General features: G+C 72.2%; 15 protein-coding genes. 13 read left to right on the top strand and 2 right to left on the bottom strand.

Going from position 1 to position 18,856, the window contains the following annotated elements; translation table 11 throughout:
- From EEW87_RS11560 to EEW87_RS11515, 10 genes are all read left to right on the top strand, one after another.
- Nucleotides 1-1,260, top strand: coding sequence for an NHL repeat-containing protein (locus EEW87_RS11560; protein WP_123093603.1), 1,260 nt, complete (start codon nt 1-3; stop codon nt 1,258-1,260).
- A gap of 2 nt (nt 1,261-1,262) precedes the next feature.
- Nucleotides 1,263-2,231 carry an AAA family ATPase gene (locus tag EEW87_RS11555; protein WP_068270808.1) on the top strand — a complete coding sequence of 323 codons (969 nt, stop codon included), beginning with the start codon at nt 1,263-1,265 and terminating at the stop codon, nt 2,229-2,231.
- Between the two features lie 4 nt (nt 2,232-2,235).
- The gene (locus EEW87_RS11550; RefSeq protein WP_123093602.1) at nt 2,236-3,756 is read left to right on the top strand and encodes a DUF58 domain-containing protein; all 1,521 of its coding nucleotides are present in this window, start codon (nt 2,236-2,238) and stop codon (nt 3,754-3,756) included.
- On the top strand, nt 3,753-6,134 hold the full coding sequence (locus EEW87_RS11545) for a transglutaminase TgpA family protein (RefSeq protein WP_123093601.1): 2,382 nt from the start codon (nt 3,753-3,755) through the stop codon (nt 6,132-6,134). Before EEW87_RS11550 ends, EEW87_RS11545 begins: the two co-directional genes overlap by 4 nt.
- Entirely contained in the window at nt 6,131-10,522 is a 4,392-nt protein-coding gene (locus EEW87_RS11540) for an FtsK/SpoIIIE domain-containing protein (RefSeq protein ID WP_123093600.1), read from the top strand. The genes EEW87_RS11545 and EEW87_RS11540 overlap by 4 nt, the downstream gene beginning before the upstream one ends.
- 140 nt (nt 10,523-10,662) lie before the next feature.
- Entirely contained in the window at nt 10,663-10,935 is a 273-nt protein-coding gene (locus tag EEW87_RS11535) for a WXG100 family type VII secretion target (RefSeq protein WP_068270800.1), read from the top strand.
- 75 nt (nt 10,936-11,010) lie between these two features.
- Nucleotides 11,011-11,292 (top strand): WXG100 family type VII secretion target, encoded by a 282-nt coding sequence (locus EEW87_RS11530; protein WP_123093816.1) that lies wholly within the window; start codon nt 11,011-11,013, stop codon nt 11,290-11,292.
- 321 nt (nt 11,293-11,613) lie between these two features.
- Nucleotides 11,614-11,835, top strand: a complete 222-nt coding sequence (locus EEW87_RS11525) for a biotin/lipoyl-binding carrier protein (RefSeq protein WP_123093815.1) — start codon at nt 11,614-11,616, stop codon at nt 11,833-11,835.
- A gap of 199 nt (nt 11,836-12,034) precedes the next feature.
- Nucleotides 12,035-12,307 carry a WXG100 family type VII secretion target gene (locus EEW87_RS11520; protein ID WP_068270800.1) on the top strand — a complete coding sequence of 91 codons (273 nt, stop codon included), beginning with the start codon at nt 12,035-12,037 and terminating at the stop codon, nt 12,305-12,307.
- A gap of 77 nt (nt 12,308-12,384) precedes the next feature.
- Complete coding sequence (locus tag EEW87_RS11515) at nt 12,385-12,666, top strand: WXG100 family type VII secretion target (RefSeq protein ID WP_123093816.1); 282 nt, start codon at nt 12,385-12,387, stop codon at nt 12,664-12,666.
- A gap of 285 nt (nt 12,667-12,951) precedes the next feature.
- On the opposite strand, the gene EEW87_RS11510 is transcribed toward EEW87_RS11515, so the two are convergent.
- Together EEW87_RS11510 and EEW87_RS11505 are read right to left on the bottom strand one after the other, a co-directional pair.
- Complete coding sequence (locus tag EEW87_RS11510; protein ID WP_068270794.1) at nt 12,952-14,043, bottom strand: inositol-3-phosphate synthase; 1,092 nt, start codon at nt 14,041-14,043, stop codon at nt 12,952-12,954.
- A gap of 46 nt (nt 14,044-14,089) precedes the next feature.
- The gene (locus tag EEW87_RS11505; RefSeq protein WP_123093502.1) at nt 14,090-14,635 is read right to left on the bottom strand and encodes a PadR family transcriptional regulator; all 546 of its coding nucleotides are present in this window, start codon (nt 14,633-14,635) and stop codon (nt 14,090-14,092) included.
- Between the two features lie 214 nt (nt 14,636-14,849).
- On the opposite strand from EEW87_RS11505, the gene EEW87_RS11500 reads away from it, so the two are divergent.
- From EEW87_RS11500 to EEW87_RS11490, 3 genes are all read left to right on the top strand, one after another.
- A complete protein-coding gene (locus tag EEW87_RS11500; protein ID WP_205473716.1) occupies nt 14,850-15,431 on the top strand; it encodes a SigE family RNA polymerase sigma factor in 582 nt (193 codons plus the stop codon).
- Complete coding sequence (locus EEW87_RS11495) at nt 15,428-16,378, top strand: hypothetical protein (RefSeq protein WP_123093501.1); 951 nt, start codon at nt 15,428-15,430, stop codon at nt 16,376-16,378. Before EEW87_RS11500 ends, EEW87_RS11495 begins: the two co-directional genes overlap by 4 nt.
- Before the next feature lie 117 nt (nt 16,379-16,495).
- The gene (locus EEW87_RS11490; RefSeq protein WP_123093500.1) at nt 16,496-18,856 is read left to right on the top strand and encodes a transglycosylase domain-containing protein; all 2,361 of its coding nucleotides are present in this window, start codon (nt 16,496-16,498) and stop codon (nt 18,854-18,856) included.

The raw sequence follows: 18,856 nt of genomic DNA, 5'->3' as shown, positions 1-18,856 counted from the left end.
ATGCCGCGCACGCGCCGTCGTGGGCTCGCCGTCGTCTCGGGGACCCTCTTCACCCTCGCCGTGGGGGTGAGCGCCGTCTTCGCCGCGCGCAGCACCGGCGAGCCCGTGCACGAGATCGCGCTCGGCGACGGCGGCGTGTGGGTCACCTCGGGCGAGAGCGGCATGTGGGGGCGGGTCGACCGAGGCGCGAACCAGCTCGGCACCGTCGTGCCGGGCGGCGCCTCGCAGGAGACGTCCTCGACCCGGCGCGCCGACGTGCTCCAGGACGGCCGGCTCGTCGTCGGGGTGAGCGCCGACGGAGCGCTCGTGCCCGTCGACGCGGCGACGGGCCAGGCAGGAGAGGGTCGCGGCCAGCTCCCGAAGGCCACCTACAGCAGCGGCGACCGCCTCTACCGCCCGCCGCTCGTCGACCTGCGCGGCCGGACGATCGCGATGGTCGAGCCCGGTACCGGTCGGGTCTGGGCGCAGCGCCTCGACGCCGACGGCGTCGGTGACCTCTCCGCGATGACGACCTCGTCGCCCCCGCTCGCAACCGTCGACCAGGGCGACGCCGCCGTCGCGGTCGACGTCGACGGCAACGTCAAGGTCGTCTCGGCGACCACCGGGACGGTGCTCGACATCCCGGCCGAGGGCGACGGCTTCGGCGAGCCGGAGCGGGAGACCCTCGAGCTCGGCGGCAACGGCGTCGACATCACCGCCGTCGGCGACCGGTGGGTCGTCCTCGACCCGACGAACGGCCGGGTGTGGGTCGAGGGGCAGGACGACCCGCAGCACGTCGACGGAGCGCCGAGCGGCGGTGACGGCCCGCCGCTCTACGCCGCGCTCCAGGTGCCGGGGGTCGAGGCCGACTCCGTCGCGGTGACGACCGACCTCAAGACGGTCCTCGTCGGCACCCAGGGCTCGGGCACGAGCCGTCGCGGCATCGACTTCGGCGAGAGCACCCAGGCGGTGTCGATCCGCAGCCACTTCGTCGCCCGCCCGGTCGTCAACGGCCCGTGCCTGCTCGGCGTGCGCTCGCAGGGCACCCGGGTGCGCTACCAGGTGGTCTGCAGCGACGAGACCCTCCCCGCCACCGAGGTCGTGCTCCCGGGCAACCTCGCCCGCTCCACCCCGGTCGTCCTGCGGCTCAACCGCGGGCAGGTCCTCGTCAACGACCTCGACACGGGGCGCGTTCTCGACCTCTCGCTCGACCGCGAGCTGCGCATCGACACCTGGCCCACGGCCGATCAGCTGACCACCCTCAAGAGCAGGAGTTCGTGACCATGAGCGTGACCCAGGAGCAGGCCGGCTGGTTCGCCCAGACCTTCGCGCAGATGGTCGGCAACGTCGACCGGGCCGTGCTCGGCAAGCAGCACGTCGTGCGGCTCGCGCTCACCTGCCTGCTCTCCGAGGGCCACCTGCTCCTCGAGGACTACCCGGGCACGGGCAAGACCCAGCTCGCCCGCGCCATCGCGGCCACCGTCCAGGGCAGCAACAGCCGGATCCAGTTCACCCCCGACCTGCTGCCGAGCGACGTCACCGGCGTGACGATCTACGACCAGAGCACGAAGCGCTTCGACTTCCACAAGGGCCCGGTCTTCGCGACGATCGTCCTCGCCGACGAGATCAACCGCGCCTCGCCGAAGACGCAGTCCGCCCTGCTGGAGGTCATGGAGGAGGGCCGGGTCACGGCCGACGGCACGACCCACGAGGTCGGCCGCCCCTTCATGGTCATCGCGACGCAGAACCCCATCGAGCAGGCCGGCACCTACCGCCTGCCCGAGGCCCAGCTCGACCGCTTCCTCATGAAGACGTCGTTGGGCTACCCCGATCACGAGGCCACCGTGGCGGTCCTGGCCGACGCGGCCCGCCGCGACCGCACCGCCGGTCTGCGCCCGGTCCTCGCCGCGCAGGTCGTCTCCGACATGGCCGGGCTGGCCGACCAGGTGCACGTCGACGCGGCGATCCTCGCCTACGTCGCCCGCATCGCCGAGGAGACCCGGCGTCACCGCAACGTGCGGCTCGGGCTGTCGGTGCGCGGGTGCCTGGCCTTCGTGCGCTGCGCGAAGACCTGGGCGGTCAGCCAGGGCCGCACCCACGTCGTCCCGGACGACATCAAGATCATCGCGGAGCCGATCATGGCCCACCGCCTCCTGCTCACCTCCGAGGCGGAGTTCGCCGGCGTCCAGGTCGGCGACGTCGTCGGCCAGGTCCTCGGCGAGGTCGCCCCGCCGACCGAGCGGAGCCGCTGAGCCGATGACGACGCCCCCGTCCGGTCCGAGCCGGCGCGGCCCCGAGCCGTCGCGCGGCCGCGGTCGGGTGCGCCCGCAGCCCGTCGAGGAGGACGCGCCCACCCTTCGCCCGGGGCAGCTCGACCGGTCGGGCGGGCCGGGCCAGGTCCCGCCCGCCCCCGCCCCGGCCCGTCCTGAGCAGCGTGCCGCCCCGACGCCGATGGAGGTGCGTCAGGAGCGGATGGCGGAGGGTCAGCGGCTGCGCGCGACCGGCCAGCGCCGCACGGTCACCCTCCCGGTGCCCGTCCAGGCGGTCCGGAGCACGAAGGGGGGCGCGGCCGCCGCCCTGCGCGCCTCGGCCCGCGGGGGCGAGCGGGTCCGCACGACGTGGTTCGGCGGGCTGCTGTCGTGGGTCTCGCCGCTCGGCTGGTCCGTCCTCGCCCTCGGGACGGCGGCCGTCGTCGTCGGCCTCCTGCTCGCGTGGGTCGAGGTCGTCACCCTCGGGGTCGCCCTGCTCGTCGCCTGCGCCCTGTGCTTCGCGCTCGCCGTCGGGCGCACCCACCCCCGCGTCGAGCTCACCGCCCGTCCCTCACGGGTGCGGGTCGGGGAGCGCGCGGCGGCCGAGGTCGTCCTGCACAACCCCGGGCACCGTCGGATCTTGCCCTCGCGCGTCGAGATCGCCGTCGGCGAGGACGTGCGCACCATCGACCTGCCCGCGCTGCGCCGCGGCGAGCAGGTCCGCCATGAGCTGCCGGTGCCCACCGACCGGCGCGGTGTCGTCGAGGTCGGACCCGTGCGCACCGTCCAGGAGGACCCGCTGCGCCTGACCAACCGCACCCGCGTCTTCGGCGAGGTCAAGCAGCTCTTCGTCCACCCGAGCACCCGGCCGCTGGAGTCGGGCGCCCACGGCCTGCTGCGCGACCTCGAGGGCGAGGTCACCCCCGAGCTGTCGATGGCCGACATCAACTTCCACGCGCTGCGCGAGTACGAGCCCGGCGACGACCGGCGCTACGTCCACTGGCGCAGCTCGGCCAAGCACGACCGGCTCCTCGTGCGGCAGTTCCAGGAGACGCGTCGCGCGCACCTCACCGTCATCGTCGACGTCGACCCCTCCGGGTATCGCGCCGAGGAGGACGTCGAGGCCGCGATGGACATCGCCGCCTCGCTCGTCGTCCAGTCCATCCGCGACGAGCAGGAGGCGACCGTCGTCGCCGGCGACCGGGTCGCCTCGCGGACGACGATCCCGCTCACCCTCGACACCATCGCCCAGGCCGGCGTCGGCCGCGCCGACCTGCTGAGCTCGGCGCGCCGCGCGGCCGCCCTGGCCCCCGACAGCTCGGTCGTCGTCCTCGTCACCGGGCCGCGGCGGGCCTTCCTCGAGCTGCAGCAGGTGCTCTTCCAGTTCGACGTCGAGGTGCACCACGTCGCCCTCCTCGTCGACGGCGGGGCGAGCGCCTCCCTTCGCCGGCAGCGCGGCATGACGATCGCCACCGTCGGCGGTCTCGACGAGCTGCACCACGTCCTGTCCGGGCTGAGCACCGCATGAGCGTCGTCGGCGCCCCTCGCGAGGGGATGATCAAGCCCCAGCTCACCGGCGGGCAGCGGGTCCGGGCGACGCTCGGGCGGATGCGCCCCGGCCCGGAGCACCTCGTCGACGCGGGCTTCGCCGTGCTCGTCGTCGCGCTCGTCCTCGTCGGGCTGCGCACCTCGGTCTTCGGCACCCACTCGCTCCTCGCCGGGGTCGTCGGCATGCTGCTCGGGCTCGTCCTCGGGCACGTCCAGGCCACCTACCGGTGGCCGCTCGTCGCCATCAGCGCCCTCACCGTCGTGCTCTACCTGCTCGTCGGGGCTCTCGTCGTCGTCCGCGACGACCTGCGCTTCGGCGTGCTGCCGACCCTGCGCACCTTCACCGACCTCGCCGGCGCGCCGATCCACGGGTGGAAGCGCTGGCTGACCCTCGTGCCACCGGTCGACGCCGGCGGTCAGATGCTCGCCCTCGTCTTCTTCGTCGCCGTCGTGGGGACCCTCGTCGTCTACGCGACCGCCCGCCGTCACCGCTCGGCGCTCCTCGTCGCCGCCCCGGTCCTCGTGCTCCTGTGCGTCGTGCTGCTCATGGGCACGCAGGCGCCGGCGTCCCCGCTCGTCCACGGGGTCGCCCTGCCCGTCGCCCTCCTCGCGTGGTTCGCCCTGCGGGCCCGGCGCGGCCAGGAGCGGCGCGGGCGGCCCGCCCTCTCCCGGCTCGCCCTCGGGGGCGGGATCCTCGCGATCTCCGCCCTCGTCGCCGGTCTGCTCGGCCCGCTGCTCGGGGACGCCGACCCGTCGGAGCGCTCGACGCTGCGCGCCGAGGTCTCACCGGTGCACGACCTCAGCTATCTCACGAGCCCGCTCGGCGAGTTCCGCAGCTACACCGAGCAGTCGCCCACCCGGTTGTGGGACACCGAGCTCTTCCGCGTCGGCGGCGTGCCCGTCGGCGCACCGCTGCGCCTGGCGACGCTCGACTCGTGGGACGGCACGACGTGGGGGGTCACCGGGCTCGACGAGGCCGGGGGCGACCCGCGTCGGGCCTTCCAGCTCTTCGGCCAGCGGGTCGGTGTCTCCGACAGCGCCGGCCGGACCCCGAGCGAGATCACCGTCGAGGTGCCCGAGGAGGGCTACGACGGCCCGTGGGTGCCGACGACCGGCAGCGTCCAGGGCATCACGCTCGACGAGCCGACCGCCGAGCGCGTCGACGGCAAGGCCTGGCTCAACCTCTCGACCGACGCGGTCCTCGTGCCCTCGGGCCTGAAGGCCGGCGACCGCTACACGCTGCGCACCGTGCTCACCGAGTCGCTCGGCGAGGAGCTGCCGCAGAGCCTGCCCGTGGCGCGGGGCTCGCTGCCGATGGGGGCGAGCACCGACTTCGTCGAGCCCCGCCTGCGCGCGTGGGCGGCGGACGAGAGCGACCCGTGGCGACGCTTCGTCGCCGTGGCGACCGCGATGCGCGAGGAGGGCACGTACACCGACGGCCTGCCCGCGATCTCCGCCGAGGGCTCGACCTCGGCCGCCTACCGTCAGCGGGCGGCCGAGGCGCTGCTCGTCCACGGCCCCGGCCACGGCACCGCCCGCCTCACCGACTTCCTCGGGCACGACCCGCTCGCCGGCGACGACGAGCAGTACGCCGCGGCGCTCGCCCTCATGGGCAATCGGCTGGGCATCCCGACCCGCGTCGTCCTCGGCGCCGTGGCCACCCAGGACGGCGTCGTGCGCGGGCGCGACGTCCACGCGTGGGTCGAGGTGCAGCGCGCCGACCGGTCCTGGTACCCCGTCATGCCGCAGACCTTCATGCCCGACCGCGAGACCGCGCCGCCGGAGCAGATGAAGGCCTGGGACGCGCCGGCGTCCGAGCCGCTCCCGCCGCCGCCCCCGCCCCCCGTCGTCCAGAGCGACACCACGGACTGGTCCTCGCCGCGCACCTGGCCGCTGTGGGCCAAGGCCCTGGCCGTCCTCGTCGTCCTGCCCCTGCTCCTCCTCGCGATCGCCCCCCTCGTCGGGGGCGTGCGCCGCGTCCTGCGCTCGCGCACCGGCGACCCCGACCAGCGCGTCGGCCGGGCCTGGGCCGATCTCGTCGACGAGGCCCGCTCGATGGGTCTCGACGTCCCCCTTCGCGCGACGCGTCCCGAGCAGGCGATGGCCCTCGGCCCGCAGGTCGACGCGATGCCCGTCGCGGTGGCCGCCGACGCCCTCGTCTTCGAGGAGCGACCGGCCGACCCCGCCGCCGTCGGGTCCTGGCTGCGCGACCTGCGCGCCGTGCGCCGTCGCGCCCGTCGCTCGGCCGGTCTCCCGGCCGCCCTCGTCGCCCGCACCGACCCCCGGCGCGTCGTCACCCACGACGTGCCCGCTGACCACGCCCCGCGCCGATCCCGTCGGAAGGCTGACCGGACATGAAGCTCATGCTCACCCTGCGAGGGTCGAACGACAAGGACGTCGACCTCGTCGCCACCGTCGACGGCCGCACGACCGTCGGTGACCTCGCCGAGCACCTCGTCCTGTCCGACCCGGACCGGCAGTCCGGCGGTGACTACTACGCGCGCTCCGACCTCGGCACGCACACCCTCGCCCTCGTCGACGAGAACTACCGCGCGGTCGACCCCGGCACGACGGTCGCCGAGTCCGGTCTGCGCAGCGGCGTCCACGTCGCCGTCACCCGTCGCTCCAGCGGGTACGAGGACAAGGCGGCGCCGCTGGCGACCGCCGTCGTCGTCGGCGGCCCGGACGAAGGGAGGGAGTTCCCCCTCCAGCGCGGCACCTCCCACGTCGGTCGCGGGCGCGACTGCGAGATCCAGGTCAACGACGGGTCGGTGAGCCGACGGCACGCGAAGCTCCTCGTCGCCGACGTCGTCGAGGTCACCGACCTCGGCTCGAGCAACGGCGTCGTCGTCGACGACGAGCGGATCGACCGCGCGATCCTGCGCGAGGGCGAGGCCTTCACCGTCGGCGACACGACGATCGAGATCCGCCAGGCGCGCGCCGCCGCGGGCGTGACGATGGGTGACAGCGGCACCGTCGCCTTCTCCCGCAGCCCGCGGATCGCGCCGGTCTACCAGGGCCTCGTCTTCGAGGTCCCCGACCTGCCCGAGCGCGGCAAGCCCCAGCGCATGCCGCTGGCGATGATGCTCGTCCCGCTCTTCATGGGTGCGACGCTCTTCGCGGTCACGCGCAGCCCGTACACGATCATGTTCATGCTCATGATGCCGGCGATGATGATGGCCAACGCCTACGAGTCGCGGCGCCGCGTCCGCCTCGACTTCGAGGACGCGATGAACGACTTCCGCGAGGACATCGGCTACCTCGTCGAGGACATCGAGGCCGAGCTCGACCGCGAGCACGACATGCGCCGGCTCGAGCACCCCGCCGTCGCCGAGACCGGTGAGGCCGTGCGCCGGCACCACCCGCTCATGTGGACCCGGCGCCCCGGTGAGCCCGGGTACCTCGAGTACCGCCTCGGTCTCGGCGTGCGTCCCAGCCGCTCCGAGATCAAGCTGCCGAAGATGGGTCGGACCCGCGCGGAGGCCTGGCTCGAGGTCTCGCAGACGATGCAGGGCCTGGGCCACGTCGCCGACGTGCCCGTCACCGCACACCCGCTCATCGACGGTGCCATCGGCATCTCCGGCCCCCGTGACGAGGCGCTGGCGATGGCCCGCTCGCTCGTCGTGCAGACCGCGGCGCTGCACTCGCCGGCCGAGGTCGTCCTGTGCGCCCTCGCCTCGACGAAGTCCGCCCGCGACTGGGACTGGGTGAAGTGGCTGCCCCACACGGCGTCGCCGCAGAGCCCGATCGACGCGCAGCACACGGCGAGCTCGGGCCCGGGCTGCTCGGCGCTCATGGAGCAGCTCGAGGGCTATGCGAGCCGCACGATCGAGAAGGGCAAGCCGACGGGGGTCAACGTCGTCGTCCTCGTCGAGAACGACGCTCCCGTCGACCGGGCCCGCCTCGTCCAGCTCGCCGAGCGCGGCTGGCGCTCCGGGGTCGTCGTCGTGTGGGTCGCGCCCGTCACCGAGCAGCTGCCGGCGGCGTGCCGCACCTTCGTCGAGGTCGAGACCGGCGGTCGGGCCCGCGTCGGCTACGTCGCGCCCGCCGAGGTCGCCCAGGACGTCACCGCCGACGTGCTCTCCTACGAGCAGGCCGTCGTCGCCGCCCGGCGGCTCGCCCCCGTCACCGACTCCGGCGCGCTGTCCGAGGACGACTCGGACATCCCGCGCTCGGTCTCCTTCCTCGCCCTCGTCGGCACCGAGCTCGCGAGCTCGCAGATGGCCGTCATCGAGCGGTGGAACGAGAACCGCTCGATCCTCACCGGCCGGCACGCCCCAGCCACCCCGAGCCGCAAGCCGGGCTCCCTTCGCGCCGTCCTCGGCCAGAGCGCGCTCGGGACGTACAGCGTCGACCTGCGCACCGACGGGCCCCACGCCCTCGTCGGCGGCACGACCGGTGCCGGCAAGTCCGAGCTGCTCCAGGCCTGGATCCTCGGCATGGCCACCGCCCACAGCCCGCAGCGGGTGACCTTCCTGCTCGTCGACTACAAGGGCGGGTCGGCCTTCCGCGACTGCGTCAACCTGCCGCACACCGTCGGCATGGTCACCGACCTCTCGCCGCACCTCGTGCGGCGCGCGCTCGAGAGCCTGTCGGCCGAGCTGCACTACCGCGAGCACCTGCTCGCGCGCTTCAAGGCCAAGGACCTCGTCGAGCTCGAGCGGCGCGGCGAGGTCGAGGCCCCGGCGAGCCTCATCATCGTCGTCGACGAGTTCGCGGCCCTCGTCCAGGAGGTCCCGGACTTCGTCGACGGCGTCGTCAACATCGCCCAGCGCGGCCGCTCCCTCGGCATCCACCTCATCCTCGCCACCCAGCGCCCCGCGGGCGTCATCCGCGACAACCTGCGCGCGAACACCAACCTGCGCATGGCGCTGCGCATGGCCGACACCGACGACTCGACCGACGTCCTCGGCACGCCCGAGGCGGCGTACTTCGACCCGGGCCTGCCCGGTCGCGCGATGGCGAAGTCCGGCCCCGGGCGGCTCGTCCCCTTCCAGACCGGGTACGCCGGCGGGTGGACGAGCGACACCCCGCCGCCGCCGGACATGCTCGTCGAGACGCTGAGCTTCGGCGCCCCCGTGCGCTGGGAGCTGCCCGCGACGCCGAAGACGCAGGAGGACGACGAGCTCGGCCCCAACGACATCCAGCGCGTCGTCGAGGTCGTCGAGGCGGCCCGGGTCGAGGCCGAGATCCCGGTGCCCCGCAAGCCCTGGCTGCCCGAGCTCGAGCCCGTGTACGACCTCGCGAAGCTGCCGACCGACCGGCGCGACGACGAGCTCGTCATCGGCATCTCCGACAACCCCGCGCTGCAGTCGCAGCCGACGATCTCCTTCCGCCCCGACGCCGAGGGCAACCTCGCCGTCTACGGCGCGTCCGGGTCGGGCAAGAGCGCCTTCCTGCGCACCATCGCCATCGCCGCCGGCTTCACGGTGCGCGGCGGGCCGTGCCACGTCTACGGGCTCGACTTCGGCAACCGCGGGCTGTCGATGCTCGAGACGCTCCCGCACGTCGGCAGCATCATCTCGGGTCAGGACGAGGAGCGCGTCAAGCGCCTCATCAACCACCTGCGCGAGGTCATCGAGGAGCGCGCCGTGCGCTACAGCAAGGCGAACGCCTCGACGATCACCGCCTACCGCCAGCTCACCGGCCGGCACGACGAGCCGCGGATCTTCGTCCTCGTCGACGGCCTGACCTCCTTCCGCAGCGCCTACGAGTCGACCGGTGCGCTCATGAAGTGGCTCGACGCCTTCACCTCGCTGCTCGGCGACGGCCGGCCCGTCGGCGTGCACTTCGTGCTCTCCGTCGACGCGCGCAACGGCCTGCCCGTCTCGATGGGCTCCTCGGTGCAGTCGCGCTTCGTGCTGCGGATGGCGACGGAGGACGACTACTCCTTCCTCGGCGTCCCCGCCGACGTCCTCACCGCCGAGTCCGCTCCGGGGCGCGGCATCTTCAAGAAGCGCGAGGTCCAGGTGGCCGTCCTCGGCGGCACGCAGGACGCCTCGGAGCAGTCGCGGATGGTGCAGGGCTTCGCCGACGCGATGCGCAAGAGCGGCACGGCACCGGCGCCGGAGATCGAGTCGCTGCCGGAGGTCGTGCACGCGGCCGACCTGCCCCGGGTCGTCGACGGCCTGCCCGTCCTCGGCATGGACTCCGAGCAGCTCGCGCCGTGCACCTTCGAGCCGCGCGGCGGCTTCGTCGTCACCGGTCCTCCCGGCAGCGGTCGCACGACGACGCTCGTGCAGCTGCTGCGCTCGATCTGCGCTGCGGACCCGAGCACGGAGATCTACGTCGTCAGCCTGCGGCGCAACAGCGAGCTGCTCCACCTGCCCGAGGTCACCGGCACGGCGACGAAGGAGGAGGAGATCACCGCGCTGTCGGCGACCCTCAAGGAGAAGGCGCTCGCCGAGGGCGGGCCCCACGTCGTGCTCGTCCTCGAGAAGCTCGACGACCTCGCCCAGATGCCGTACCAGAACCCCCTCCAGGAGTGCGTCAAGCCGCTCGTCGACAACGACCACTTCGTCATCGCCGAGGCCGACCCGTCGGCCATGACGACGAGCATGGGTCTGCAGGGCCTGGTCAAGGGGTCGCGCTCGGGTATCGCGCTCGTCCCGGACGGGTCGGAGAGCTCGATGATCTTCAAGACGACTTTCCCGCCGCTGCAGCGCGTCTTCATGCCCGAGGGCCGCGGTGTCCTCGTGCGCCGCGGGCGTGCGCAGATCGTCCAGGTCGCGCTGCCGCAGCGCTGAGCAGGCGCCCGGGACAGGGGGAGTGCTCCCCATGGTCCGGGCGCCTACCTCTTAGTAGGTTCGTCGCACACGGACCGCAGGGGCGAGAGCACGGCCGGTCCGGTGCACGAAAGCACATTTCTCGAGCAGGAGGATTCGACATGGCTTGGCTGGGTATGAACCTGGAGACGGTCTCGGGTGAGATCCCGAAGTGGAGCAGCCTCTCTGAGGAGGTGGGCTCGATCATCAACAACACGAACACGCAGGTGCAGGCGGCGAACGAGGCGTGGAACGGCACGGACTCGGATCAGTTCGTGGGTGACTGGAATGACAAGTACCGCCCGGCGCTGGAGCAGATCAAGCAGATGATCGATCAGCTGGTGGATCAGCTGACGCAGGACGTGAACCAGCAGCGGGAGACCTCGGGGGCCTGACCCTTTGTGGGTTGGTCGTCGCAGCGGTTTTTCTGACGAGCTTTCTTTTTCTTCGAGACGAGTAGGAGCAGTGCTATGGGTGGGAATCTGACCGAGGGTATGGACACTGATCGGATCCGTGAGGTTGCGGGTCAGCTGCAGACGCAGGCGGGCAAGATCGGTGAGGTGCAGCAGAACGGGACCTCGCAGCAGGGGACGCTGGCGGAGAACTGGTTGGGGTCTGACTCGGAGGCGTTCGGGCAGGCGTGGCAGCAGGCGGCGAAGGCGTTGCAGCAGGCCTCCGATGCGATCACGGCGTACTCGAAGGCTGCGCTGGATCAGGCCACGCAGCAGGACGAGGCGTCCAAGGGTCGCTGAGGTCCTGGTTCGGGACGGCGCGAAGGGGTGGTGGCCAGTGGCCACCACCCCTTCGTCATCCCTTCCGCGCCCCTCCCTTCGAGCGAGTCACAGGGGCCACGAGTTTCTCGGGTCACCCGATAAACCCCCGCTCTGCATGAGTACCGCACTCGTGCGAAGCGGGGGTAAGTCATGCGAAGGGGGAGCGAGCCCCGCCCCGTCGCGGCCTCGAGGGCGCGAAGGGGGAGCGAGGCCTCCTCGTCACGGCCCCGGGGTGCGACGGGGGAGCGAGGGCGAAGGGGTGGTCAGGGCGTGCCTCGCCCTGCCCTAGGCTGGTGTGCCATGGATCACGTCGTCGAGTCTGAGCTGGTCGCCAACGTCATCGCGGTGCACGTCGCGCCCGATCAGGACGTCGCGCAGGGCGACGAGCTCGTGCTGCTCGAGTCGATGAAGATGGAGATCCCCGTTCTCGCCGAGCACGCCGGCCGCGTGCGCTCGGTCAAGGTCGACGTCGGCGACGTCGTCCAGGAGGGCGAGACCCTCGTCGTCCTGTCCGTCGACTGACGGGCCGCACACCGGGCAGCGGTCGTCTGCCCGTCCTCGCCCACCCTCGCTCAGCCGTGAGAACCGTTGTGCCACAACGGCATTCGCCGTACCTCCCCGCGGGGGAGTCCTCCCCATTCTCAACCCGCCTCGTCCTGCCTAGTGTTGTCACCAGTCGGGCGGGGAAGCCGCTCGAGCATCTCGAGCAGGAGGATTCGACATGGCTTGGCTGGGTATGAACCTGGAGACGGTCTCGGGTGAGATCCCGAAGTGGAGCAGCCTCTCTGAGGAGGTGGGCTCGATCATCAACAACACGAACACGCAGGTGCAGGCGGCGAACGAGGCGTGGAACGGCACGGACTCGGATCAGTTCGTGGGTGACTGGAATGACAAGTACCGCCCGGCGCTGGAGCAGATCAAGCAGATGATCGATCAGCTGGTGGATCAGCTGACGCAGGACGTGAACCAGCAGCGGGAGACCTCGGGGGCCTGACCCTTTGTGGGGTTGGTCGTCGTAGCGGTCTTTTCTGACGAACTTTCTTTTTCTTCGACACGAGTAGGAGCAGTGCTATGGGTGGGAATCTGACCGAGGGTATGGACACTGATCGGATCCGTGAGGTTGCGGGTCAGCTGCAGACGCAGGCGGGCAAGATCGGTGAGGTGCAGCAGAACGGGACCTCGCAGCAGGGGACGCTGGCGGAGAACTGGTTGGGGTCTGACTCGGAGGCGTTCGGGCAGGCGTGGCAGCAGGCGGCGAAGGCGTTGCAGCAGGCCTCGGATGCGATCACGGCGTACTCGAAGGCTGCGCTGGATCAGGCCACGCAGCAGGACGAGGCGTCCAAGGGTCGCTGAGTCCCGATACGGGCACGGGTGAAGGGGTGGTGGCCACTGGCCACCACCCCTTCGTCATGCGCGGGGAGCCGGGTCAGAGCGAGGCACCGGTGGTCTCGAGGCTCGGGCGCTGGGCGCCCGTCGCACCTCGACCATCGATGTCACCGCTGCGGTTCAGCGATCAGCGAGGTCGCCGACCACCCTCCTCCGCTGCGGCTCAGCGCTCCTGCCATCTGAGGAGCGCTGAGTCCTCGCTCCTCCGGGCGGGCGGCTCCTTCGTCGCCGACCACCCTCCTCCGCTGCGGCTCAGCGCTCCTCGGTGCCCGCGATGAAGGCCTCGAGCTTCGCGCGGCCCTCGGTGTCCTCGCGCTGCTCGGGCGGGGACTTCATGAGGTAGGAGCTCGCGGAGAGCAGGGCGCCGCCGATGCCGCGGTCCTTGGCGATCTTCGCCGCACGGATCGCGTCGATGATGATGCCGGCGCTGTTGGGGGAGTCCCACACCTCGAGCTTGTACTCGAGGTTGAGCGGGACGTCGCCGAAGGCGCGACCCTCGAGGCGCACGTAGGCCCACTTGCGGTCGTCGAGCCACGCGACGTAGTCCGACGGGCCGATGTGGACGTTCTTGTCGTCGATCTTGCCGGCGAGCGGGCCCTCGAGGTTGCTCGTCACGGCCTGGGTCTTGGAGACCTTCTTGGACTCCAGGCGCTCGCGCTCGAGCATGTTCTTGAAGTCCATGTTGCCGCCGACGTTGAGCTGGTAGGTGCGGTCGAGGACGACACCACGCTGCTCGAAGAGCTTGGCCATGACGCGGTGCGTGATCGTCGCGCCGACCTGGCTCTTGATGTCGTCGCCGATGACCGGCACGCCCGCGGCCTCGAACTTCGCCGACCACTCCGGGTCGGAGGCGATGAAGACCGGCAGCGCGTTGACGAAGGCGACGCCCGCGTCGATGGCGCACTGCGCGTAGAACTTGTCGGCCTGCTCCGAGCCCACCGGCAGGTAGGAGACGAGCACGTCGACCTCGCGGTCCTTGAGGACCTGGACGACGTCGACGGGCTCGGCCGGCGACTCGTCGATCGTCATCGCGTAGTACTTGCCGATGCCGTCGAGGGTGTGGCCGCGCTGGACCTCGACACCGCTCGTGGGCACGTCGGCGATCTTGATGGTGTTGTTCTCGCTGGCGCCGATCGCCTCGGCGAGGTCCTTGCCGACCTTCTTGTCGTCGACGTCGAAGGCGGCGACAAACTCGACGTCGCTCACGTGGTACTCGCCGAACTGGACGTGCATCAGGCCGGGGACGTGACCGTCCGCGGGCGCGTCCTTGTAGTACTCGACACCCTGGACCAGCGAGCTGGCGCAGTTGCCGACGCCGACGATCGCGACGCGGATGGAACTCATGTGGTGCTCCTCGGTTGTGGTGATGGTGGTCGAAGGGGGACGAGGGTCAGGCCGGTGGACCGGGACGGTGCTCGGCGTCGATGAGCTCGGTGAGCCATCGCACCTCGCGCTCGGTGGAGTCCTCGGCGTGGCGCTGCAGGGCCGCGGTCCACGAGTCCATGCGGTCGCGGGAGCGCTGGGCGCTCGAGCGCATCGTGTCGAGGCGCTCCTCGAGCCGGCTGCGCCGGCCCTCGAGGATGCGCAGCCGGGTGTCACGGTCGGTGCGCGAGAAGAAGGCGACGCGCAGCTCGAAGCCGTCGTCCTCCCACGCGCCCGGGTCGATCCGGGCCGCCTGCCGGGCGAACTCCTCGCGGCCGGCCTCGGTGAGGGCGTAGGTGATCCGGGGGCGCTTGCCCGTCGGTGCCACCTGCGCGTCCTCGACGATGAGCCCGGCCTGCAGCAGGGCCTTGAGGCAGGGGTAGAGCGTGCCGAAGGAGAGCGCCCGGAAGGCCCCGAGCGCGGCGTTGAGCCGACGACGCAGCTCGTAGCCGTGCATCGGGGACTCGTGGAGCAGCCCGAGGACGGCGAAGTCGAGCAGCGCTCGACGTCGCATCCGTCCCCCCTTCGCCTCTGGCACCCGTGGACTGTAACGCAGATATATCGCTTCGATAGGTCGGCGACGTGCGACCGGGGTGTCGCGACACGGCGGCGGGGGCCCCGTCCCCGGGCCGGAGGAGCCTGGCGGGGGAGGATGGAGGAGCAGCAGGGTGAGCGACGCAGCGGGAGAGGACCCGGTCGGCGTCTAGAGGGATGTGACAGCAGTGGCGGTGCGACGCAGGGCGGGGATCTCGACCCCCCGTGCCGCCGTCGTGCCCCTGCGGCCGGCGACGACCGATCGCGTGGTGCCCCAGGAGCGGGCCGAGACCGCGAGCGTCGAGGCCTTCGTCGCCGCCCGGGGCGAGCAGCTCCTGCGCCTGGCCTACCTCGTCACCGGCAGCCACGCCGACGCCGAGGACCTCCTCCAGGACACCCTCGCCGACGTCCACCGCAAGTGGGACCGCGTGCAGGCCAGCGACCACCCCTACGCGTACGTCCGCACGATGCTCAACCACCGCCACATCTCCGGGCGTCGCCGCAAGTGGCACGGCGAGCACCCGACCGACCCGGCCGACGTCGTGGCGCTGGACCGGCGGGCGAGCGACCCGACGAGCGCCGTCGACGAGCACGACGAGCTGTGGCACCTCCTGGCCACCCTGCCCCCGCGCATGCGCACGGTCCTCGTGCTGCGCTACTTCGAGGACCTCGACGACGACGAGATCGCCCGCACGCTCGGCATCGCGGTCTCGAGCGTGCGCGCGAGCGCGAGCCGCGCGCTCGCTGCCCTGCGCACGAAGGGGGTGTCGCGATGACCTGGTCGGACGACGAGCTCGACGCGCTGCTGCGCTCGACCCTCGCCCGGCGGGCCGAGGAGGTCGACTTCGAGCCCGGGCGGTGGGTCGGGGGCCTGCCGGCGGCTCGGCCGACGCGGGCCGAGGTCTGGCGCTCCCGGGCCCTGCTCGCCGGGGCCGGCCTCGCCGGGGCGGCCGCCGCCGCCGTCATCGTCATCGGGGCCCTCGACGCCGCGAGCACCTCGCCCGCCCCCGGTCCCCCGACCCAGGCCATCCCCGCCCCGACCTCGACCCGTGACACCTCGATCACCTCCTCGCCGACGACGGCGCGGGTGCCCTCCGCCTCGCTCACCCTCGACCCGGGCACGCCCACGGGTACCGGTGCGCCGCAGCCTCGCCCGGCGCCCGCCGTCCCCGCGCCGAGCAGCAGCCCGCAGGACCTGACGGCGACCCCGCCCACCTCGTCCCCGCAGACCTCGGCCGGGGGCGAGCCGAGCTCGACCCGCCCGCCGGTCGTCGCCGACCCTCGCACCCCCGACGACCCGCCGGTCTTCCGCACCTCGCCGCCGGTCGACACCCCGCCGACGACGTGGGAGCCGCCACCGCCCACCTCCGACCCCGCGCCGTCCCCTTCGCCGACCTCGACGACCGTCGAGGACCCGGTGACCCCGGTCATCACCGTCGTCGCGAGCACGGGCGGGTCACCCGTGCTGTGCGGGCCGGTGCACACCTGCCCCGAGCTCCTCGCGACGACCCAGGACCTGCCGACGGGGGTCTACACGCTGCGCTGCACGGGGTGGAGCACGCCGGTGGGGACCCCGCTCGGCGAGCTGACGACCACCCTCGGCCCGGAGCCGACGACGACCGCGACGGGGTGCTACGCGAGCACCGCGATCCCCCAGGTCGAGGTCACCGTCCTCGACGACGAGGGCGTCGTCGTCGCCACGACCGGCCGGGTCGACTGGTAGCGCCCGGCCCACGAGCGGGCTCTTGCTGAGCCCGGTCTCAGGCTCAGCCGTCATACTTGGCGTGCCCGGCCCGCCGCTGACGCGCGCCCGAAGACCCTCACGACCCAGGAAGACCAGATGCCGCAGACCCCCCGCTCCCGAGCCGAGGCCCAGGCCACCCGCTCGCGCTCCGGACGGTCCCGCCGTCGCCCCGACGGTCGCCGTCGTCGCCGTGGGGGATGGCTGCGCAAGATCGGCCTCGGGGTCCTCGCCCTCGCCCTGCTCGGGGTCGTCGGCATCGGCATCGCCTACGCGATGACCGACGTGCCCAAGCCCAACGAGCGCGCGACCCAGCAGGCCTCGGTCCTGTACTACTCGGACGGCAAGACCGTGCTCGACCGCGTCGCGCAGGTCAACCGCGAGTCGGTGGACATCTCGAAGGTGCCCCGCGACGTCCAGGAGGCCTTCCTCGCGGCGGAGGACCGCTCCTTCTACGAGAACGACGGCATCTCGCCCAAGGGCATCGGCCGCGCCGTGTGGGTCACCCTGCGCGGCGGCGAGCAGCAGGGTGGGTCGACGATCACCCAGCAGTACGTGAAGAACTACTACCTCACGCAGGACCGCACCCTCAGCCGCAAGGCCAAGGAGCTGCTCATCTCCGTCAAGATCGACAACGAGCTGAGCAAGGACCAGATCCTCCAGGACTACCTCAACACCATCTACTTCGGCCGCAACGCCGACGGCATCCAGACCGCCGCCCGGGCCTACTTCGGCAAGGACATCAGCAAGCTCGACGTCTCTCAGGGCGCGCTCCTGGCCACCGTCATCCGCGGTCCCTCCCTCTACGACCCGCGCCTGGGAGCCGAGCAGCGCGAGGTGGCCAAGGACCGCTGGGCCTACGTGCTCGACGGGATGCTCGACGAGGGCTGGATCACCCAGGAGGAGCGCGACGACGCGACCTTCCCCTGGACGCGGCCCATCGCGACCGAGCAGGGCGCCAGCGACGACCTCGGCTTCGTCACCGAGGAGGTGCGCGACGAGCTGCGCACCCGCCTCAAGCTCACCGACGCGCAGATCTCCCAGGGCGGCTTCAAGATCGTCACGACGATCGACAAGCGCGCGCAGGACTCGGCGCGACGGGCGGTCGAGGAGAACTACCCCGAGGGCGACCGCGCGAAGAACCTCCACATCGGCCTGGTCTCCATCGCCCCCGGCGACGGCGCCGTGCGCGCGATGTACGGCGGCGAGCGCTTCGGCAAGGGCAGCTACTTCAACGACGCGCTCGACGGCAAGATGCAGGCCGGCTCGACGATGAAGCCCTTCGCGATGCTCGCCGCGCTCGACAAGGGCATCCCGCTGTCGACGGTGTACTCGGGCTCGAGCCCCTTCTACAGCGAGGACTTCGCCTACGACGGTCCGGACGCGACGGACATCCAGCGCGCCGGCGGTGTCGTCAACTACGGCAACGCGAGCTACGGCCCGGTCGACATGCGCACCGCGACGCAGAAGTCGATCAACACCTACTACGCGCAGCTCAACCTCGCGGCGACGCCGAAGTCGAGCGCCGCCGCGGCCAAGGCGGCCGGTGTGCAGGGGTACGACGGGGGCAAGAAGATCCCGCTGTCGACCTCTCCGTCGAACGTCTTCGGCACCGACTCGGTCCGCGTCTTCGACATGGCGAACGCGTACGCGACGATCGCGGCGCAGGGCAACCGCGCCCGCCCGTACTTCATCGCCTCGGTCAAGGGCAACGGCGCGTACGAGATCGACTACGAGGTCAAGAAGGACGTCCGCAAGGCCTTCCCCCAGGACGTCAGCCGCGACGCCATCCAGGCGATGAGCCAGGTCGGCGCCCCGGGCGGCACCGGGTACCCGACGGTCGCCAACCTCGGTCGCCCGGTCGCCGGCAAGACGGGCACGACGTCGAACAACTACGCGGCGTGGTTCAACGGCTTCACCCCCGGTCAGCTCGCGACCGCCGTCGGCATCTACAAGGGCGACGGCAGCCTCGTCGAGAAGAACCAGCTCGTGAACATCGGCCAGTACTCCGAGGTCACCGGCGGCACCCTGCCTGCGACCATCTGGACCGACTTCATGATCGGCGCGCTCAAGGGCGAGCCGGTCAAGCAGCTGCCCCCGGCGGGCAACGTCCAGTACCGGCCCCAGCCGGGCGTGACGACCTCGACCCAGCCGCCGGCCCCGACGACGACCCAGCCGCCGGCTCCGACGACGACCCAGCCGCCGAGCACGACCACCTCGTCGAGCACGACGACGCAGAGCAGCACGTCGAGCTCGACCTCGAGCACCTCCTCGAGCTCGTCGAGCAGCAGCACCACGACGTCGACGACGACGCCGCCCCCGTCCACCTCGACGCCGCCGCCGACGACGACGCCACCGACGTCGACCCCGCCGCCGTCGACGCCACCCCCGTCGCCGCCCTCGCTGCCGGTGACCCCGCCGACCGCCGGGGCGTCCACGACGAGCGGCACGCAGGACTGA

Source organism: Janibacter melonis, assembly GCF_003721155.3.
Lineage (GTDB): Bacteria > Actinomycetota > Actinomycetes > Actinomycetales > Dermatophilaceae > Marihabitans > Marihabitans melonis.
Note: the sequence above shows the minus strand (reverse complement) of the source record. Positions and strands in the feature narration are given on the sequence as shown.

Coding starts and splice junctions, on each gene's coding strand:
- EEW87_RS11495 (WP_123093501.1), top strand. CDS start 15,428: ATGACCTGGTCGGACGACGAGCTCGACGCGCTGCTGCGCTCGACCCTC.
- EEW87_RS11550 (WP_123093602.1), top strand. CDS start 2,236: ATGACGACGCCCCCGTCCGGTCCGAGCCGGCGCGGCCCCGAGCCGTCG.
- EEW87_RS11510 (WP_068270794.1), bottom strand. CDS start 14,043: ATGAGTTCCATCCGCGTCGCGATCGTCGGCGTCGGCAACTGCGCCAGC.
- EEW87_RS11525 (WP_123093815.1), top strand. CDS start 11,614: ATGGATCACGTCGTCGAGTCTGAGCTGGTCGCCAACGTCATCGCGGTG.
- EEW87_RS11545 (WP_123093601.1), top strand. CDS start 3,753: ATGAGCGTCGTCGGCGCCCCTCGCGAGGGGATGATCAAGCCCCAGCTC.
- EEW87_RS11535 (WP_068270800.1), top strand. CDS start 10,663: ATGGCTTGGCTGGGTATGAACCTGGAGACGGTCTCGGGTGAGATCCCG.
- EEW87_RS11560 (WP_123093603.1), top strand. CDS start 1: ATGCCGCGCACGCGCCGTCGTGGGCTCGCCGTCGTCTCGGGGACCCTC.
- EEW87_RS11505 (WP_123093502.1), bottom strand. CDS start 14,635: ATGCGACGTCGAGCGCTGCTCGACTTCGCCGTCCTCGGGCTGCTCCAC.
- EEW87_RS11520 (WP_068270800.1), top strand. CDS start 12,035: ATGGCTTGGCTGGGTATGAACCTGGAGACGGTCTCGGGTGAGATCCCG.
- EEW87_RS11540 (WP_123093600.1), top strand. CDS start 6,131: ATGAAGCTCATGCTCACCCTGCGAGGGTCGAACGACAAGGACGTCGAC.
- EEW87_RS11555 (WP_068270808.1), top strand. CDS start 1,263: ATGAGCGTGACCCAGGAGCAGGCCGGCTGGTTCGCCCAGACCTTCGCG.
- EEW87_RS11490 (WP_123093500.1), top strand. CDS start 16,496: ATGCCGCAGACCCCCCGCTCCCGAGCCGAGGCCCAGGCCACCCGCTCG.
- EEW87_RS11530 (WP_123093816.1), top strand. CDS start 11,011: ATGGGTGGGAATCTGACCGAGGGTATGGACACTGATCGGATCCGTGAG.
- EEW87_RS11515 (WP_123093816.1), top strand. CDS start 12,385: ATGGGTGGGAATCTGACCGAGGGTATGGACACTGATCGGATCCGTGAG.